This is a genomic window from Sphingomonas sp. (assembly GCF_039595165.1).
Classification (GTDB): Bacteria; Pseudomonadota; Alphaproteobacteria; order Sphingomonadales; family Sphingomonadaceae; genus Sphingomonas.
On sequence record NZ_JBCNMA010000190.1, the window covers coordinates 1 to 4,204 of the forward strand.

At 69.4% G+C, this 4,204-nt stretch carries 5 protein-coding genes and 2 pseudogenes; 2 read left to right on the forward strand and 5 right to left on the reverse strand.

What is annotated here, in order from left to right:
* Together ABDV68_RS18455 and ABDV68_RS18460 are read left to right on the forward strand one after the other, a co-directional pair.
* Positions 1-130, forward strand: a pseudogene (locus ABDV68_RS18455) (universal stress protein); the annotation flags it as partial.
* A 5-nt stretch (positions 131-135) separates the two neighbouring features.
* Complete coding sequence (locus tag ABDV68_RS18460) at positions 136-1,434, forward strand: M28 family metallopeptidase (protein ID WP_343521558.1); 1,299 nt, start codon at positions 136-138, stop codon at positions 1,432-1,434.
* Positions 1,435-1,486: 52 nt separating this feature from the next.
* On the opposite strand, the gene ABDV68_RS18465 is transcribed toward ABDV68_RS18460, so the two are convergent.
* The 5 genes and pseudogenes from ABDV68_RS18465 to ABDV68_RS18485 all read right to left on the reverse strand — a co-directional run.
* On the reverse strand, positions 1,487-2,575 hold the full coding sequence (locus ABDV68_RS18465) for an RcnB family protein (RefSeq protein ID WP_343521559.1): 1,089 nt from the start codon (positions 2,573-2,575) through the stop codon (positions 1,487-1,489).
* Positions 2,576-2,769: 194 nt separating this feature from the next.
* A complete protein-coding gene (locus tag ABDV68_RS18470) occupies positions 2,770-3,255 on the reverse strand; it encodes a GAF domain-containing protein (protein WP_343521560.1) in 486 nt (161 codons plus the stop codon).
* 40 nt (positions 3,256-3,295) lie between these two features.
* Positions 3,296-3,730 carry a hypothetical protein gene (locus ABDV68_RS18475; RefSeq protein ID WP_343521561.1) on the reverse strand — a complete coding sequence of 145 codons (435 nt, stop codon included), beginning with the start codon at positions 3,728-3,730 and terminating at the stop codon, positions 3,296-3,298.
* Positions 3,727-4,008, reverse strand: a complete 282-nt coding sequence (locus ABDV68_RS18480; protein ID WP_343521562.1) for a hypothetical protein — start codon at positions 4,006-4,008, stop codon at positions 3,727-3,729. Before ABDV68_RS18480 ends, ABDV68_RS18475 begins: the two co-directional genes overlap by 4 nt.
* A pseudogene (locus ABDV68_RS18485) lies at positions 4,005-4,204 on the reverse strand (hypothetical protein); the annotation flags it as partial. The gene ABDV68_RS18480 and the pseudogene ABDV68_RS18485, both read right to left, overlap by 4 nt.

Below are 4,204 nucleotides of genomic sequence, written 5' to 3' on the forward strand. Positions count from 1 at the left end.
CGCCGCGACCGGCGGCAAGCCCGGCGCGCTGGTCAGCCACTTCACCGGCGGCGACATGGCCGCGCTGCCGATCCCGCTGATGATCATCCCGGGAAGCCTCGACCGCGATGCGATCGACCGGCTAAGCTGACCGCCATGCGTCACCTCCCGCTCCTCGCGCTGCTCGCCGCAGCCCCCGCCGCCGCTCAGGAATCCCCCAGCCCCCAACGCCTCAAGGCCGATGTCGAGAAGCTGGTGAGTTTCGGCACGCGCCACACCCTCTCTTCCGCCACCGATCCGGTCCGCGGCATCGGCGCCGCGCGCAAATGGGCGGCGGACGAGCTCAACCGCATCGGCGAGGCGTGCAAGTGCATCGAGGTCGCCAACATCGCGCGCACCTTCACCGGCCCGCGCGCGCCGAACGGGGTCGAAGTGGTCAACGTGCTCGGCTTCCAGGCCGGCGAGGACACCAAGCGCGTCGTCATCGTCCAGGGCCATATCGACAGCCGCGTCACCGACGTGATGAACTTCACCGCCGACGCGCCCGGCGCCAATGACGACGCCTCGGGCGTCGCGCTGGTGATCGAGGCCGCGCGCATCCTTTCCAAGGAAAAGCACAAGGCGACGATCATCTATGCCGCCCTGTCGGGGGAGGAGCAGGGCCTGATGGGCGGCACTTTGCTCGCGGAAACCGCGAAGGAGCGCGGCTGGACCGTGATCGCGGTGCTCAACAACGACATCGTCGGCAACACCATGGGCCAGAACGGCGTCCGCGTCGCCGATCGCGTACGTGTCTTCTCCGAAGGCATCCGCGCGTCCGAGACGCTCGAGGAGCAGATCAAGCGCCGCGGCGACGGCGGCGAGGATGACGGCCCCAGCCGTGCGCTCGCCAAGACGATCGACAAGGTCGCGGACGAGATGCGCAAGGAGTCGCCGGACGCGCTCGACGCCTTCATCGTCCGCCGCCCCGACCGCTTCGGCCGCGGCGGCGACCACGAGCCGTTCCTGCGCCTCGGCTTCCCCGCCGTACGCTTCTCGGTCGGCGCCGAGAATTACGACCAGCAGCACCAGGACCTGCGCACCGAGAACGGCCGAGTCTATGGGGACACGGTCGACAAGATGGACTTTCCCTATCTCGCCAAGGTGACGGCGCTCAACGTCGCGACGATCCGCCGCCTCGCCAATGCGCCCGACGCACCGTCAGGCGTGGTGCTCGATGGCGCGCTCTCGCACGACGTCAAGGTGAAGTGGAACCCGGTGCCCGGCGCGAAAGGCTATCGCGTCTACTGGCGCCGCAACGACACGCAGGACTGGAGCGAGGTGCGCGGTGTCGCCGGGCGTACCGAGACGGTGCTCAAGGACGTTCCGGTCGACGACCATTTCGTCGGCGTCTCGGCGGTCGCCGAGGACGGCAGCGAGAGCATCGTCACCTTCGGCACCCGCCCGCCGCGCTAGTCATAAAACCCGCCGCCGCCCTCCCCCCAGGCGGACGGCGGCGGGCAGCGCTTCAACGGCAATAACAGGTCTTGCTCTTGACCTTCACCGGCGCGCGATAGAGCGTCTTCGACGGGGCACGGCGCACCACGCGGGTACCGCCGCCATAGGTGACTTCCTCGACCGTCTCGGTCACCGTGGTGGTCACCACCGGCGCCGACTGGATCACCACCGTCGTGGTCGTCGGCGCCCCGTAATAATAGCCGCCGCCATAGGCATAGCCGCCATGGCAGTTGGCGACGCAGCGCAGCGGTTGCGCCGGCACCGCGTGGACCCGGCGCGTCTCGCTATAGGCCCCATGATAGGCATCGTCGTCGTCGCGATAATCGGGCGCGTCATAGCCGGCGCCGGGACCGCGATCATATTCGTCGCCCTCGTAATAGCCGTCGCCTTCATAGCCGCGGTCGTCGCCCTCATAGGCGTAGTCGCCGTCATAGCCGTAATCGTCGCGGTCCCAGTCGAGCCCGCTCACCGAATCCCACACGCGCCCGCCATTATCGACCAGCACCGCGTCGTCGTAATACCGCACCCAGTTATAGCCATAGGGCGGGCTGCTCAGCCCCCAGCTTGACCAGTCGCTGATCCAGAAGCCGCCGCCGATCCAGTAGCTTGGCAGCACCCAGCCGCGCACCGGGCGGCGATAGGCGCCCCAGCCGCCGGGCGCCTTCCAGCCCGCATGCCACCGCCCGCGGATCTTCTCGCCCCAGCGCCAACCGGGCCGATGCATGCCGGGCTTCCAGCCACCCGGCTTGCCCGGGTTCCAGTGGCCTGGCTTTCCCGGATTCCAGTGACCGGGCTTGCCCGGCTTCCATCCACCCTGCGGCGGCTTGCCCGGATGCCAGCCGCCCTGCGGTGGCCGACCCGGCTGCCAACCACCCGGACGCGGCGAGCCCGGATTGGGCTTCCATCCGCCGGGACGCGGCACATTCGGACGAGTCCAATTGCCGCGCTGCGGCGGGCTCATTCGCGGGATCGACGTCGAGGGCATCCGCGGCGCCTGCATCGCCGGGCGCGCGCCCTGCATGCTGCGCTGTTGCGCAACCGCTGGCGCGGCGAGCGACAGGCTGCTCACCGCAGCGACGATCAGGGTAGCGGTACGCATGGCGATCACAGCTCCTTTGCCGGCGCGCGCTGGCCCAGGGAAAGCGCACGAATCTTCACCATTTCTTAACACCTCCAGGGGGAGGCGACCACGAAGGCCTGTGGTTAAGGAAGTCCCGAATTGGGTCAAGGACTTAATGTCGAGCGGCGAAGACGGCCGATGCACGTACCGATTCGAAACAGCGCGGGCGGGCGTTAACGCGCGATTCGCGGGCCCAGCAGCGTCATCAGCGCCTCGCAGCCGGCGGCGTCCGCGGCATCGAACCGCCCGCGCACCGGACTGTCGAGGTCGAGCACGCCGAGCAGTCGACCCTCGTGCGTGATCGGCACGACCAGCTCGGCATTGCTCGCGGCGTCGCAGGCGATGTGGCCGGGAAAGGCATGGACGTCCTCGACCAGCTGAGTCTCGCCGCTCGCCGCCGCTGCCCCGCACACGCCCTTGCCGAACGGGATGCGGATGCACGCTGCCTTGCCCTGGAACGGCCCGAGCACCAGCTCGCCCTCGACGTTGCGGTAGAAGCCCACCCAGTTGAGGTCGGGCAGATACTGCCAGATCAGCGACGCGGCATTGGCCATGTTGGCGACCGCATCGTCCTCCCCCGCGGTCAGCGCGTCGAGCGCGGCGTGGAGATCGCGATAGAGCTCGGCCTTGGACCCGGCGGCGATGTCGAAGCTGTACATGGCTTCGCAGGTGGCGCGGCGCAGCGCCGCTTGCAAGGGCTCAGCGGCAGCGGGTCCGCTCGATCCCGTCGGCGCTCAGCGTCTCGCCGTCCTGCGACAAAGTGAAGCTGCGCGCATCCTCCCAGGTCTGGCCCTCGCCCGAGTAGCGCGCGCGCACCGTGATCGTGCGTCCCTCGCCATGCACCGCGATCACGTCGCCGCTGCTCTCGTAGAAGCGCAGCCGCTTGGCCTCGATCCGCAGCCGGCTGTCGTTGCTGCCCTTGCCGCAATCGGCGGGCACGCGGTTCCACTCGCCGCGGAAGGCGGCCGGAATCGTCCCTGCGTCGACGACTGGCGACGCCTTCGGAGTGGGCAGCGGCGCCTCCGGTCCGGGCGCGGTCGGCCGCTCGACATCCTCATTGGCCGGCGGCGCAGCGGGCTCCTGCGAACAGGCGGCGACGATCAGCGGAAGGGCGAGCGGGAAACGATGCGTCATGCGCCCTCCAACGCGCGGATCAGCCCGCAGTGCCCTTTGGCATCGGCCTTGGCAAAGGCGCGCAAGGCGTCCTTGCCGTTCCAGCGCGCGGTCCTGTCGTCCGATGCCGCGAGCCGCGCGGCCACCTCGCGCGCCGCCTTGCGCGAGGCTGGATCCTTCTTCCCGCCGATCGCCCGGTCGGCGGTGACGATGCCGAAACTCGGTCCCAGCTTGTCGCGATGCGCCGCCGAGCCTTCCGCGTCCAGCGCGGCGGTCAGCACATCGACCCGGTCCGTCACTCGACCCGCACCTTGCCGCGGCCCGCCTTCACCGCGGACCGGCCCTTCTTCTCGTCTACCCGCCGCGCCTTGGCCGCCTTACTCGGCTTGGTCTTGATCCGCCGCGCATCGCGCTCGTACGCCTTTTCGATCTCAGGCGCACGACGCCATGGTGCGTGCCGCCTGCCTGAAAGCCAGCGGCTTGCGCCAGGTACGC

Excerpts from the sequence above, each read along its gene's own strand:
- ABDV68_RS18470 (WP_343521560.1), bottom strand. The coding sequence starts at position 3,255 with ATGTACAGCTTCGACATCGCCGCCGGGTCCAAGGCCGAGCTCTATCGC.
- ABDV68_RS18465 (WP_343521559.1), bottom strand. The coding sequence starts at position 2,575 with ATGCGTACCGCTACCCTGATCGTCGCTGCGGTGAGCAGCCTGTCGCTC.
- ABDV68_RS18460 (WP_343521558.1), top strand. The coding sequence starts at position 136 with ATGCGTCACCTCCCGCTCCTCGCGCTGCTCGCCGCAGCCCCCGCCGCC.
- ABDV68_RS18475 (WP_343521561.1), bottom strand. The coding sequence starts at position 3,730 with ATGACGCATCGTTTCCCGCTCGCCCTTCCGCTGATCGTCGCCGCCTGT.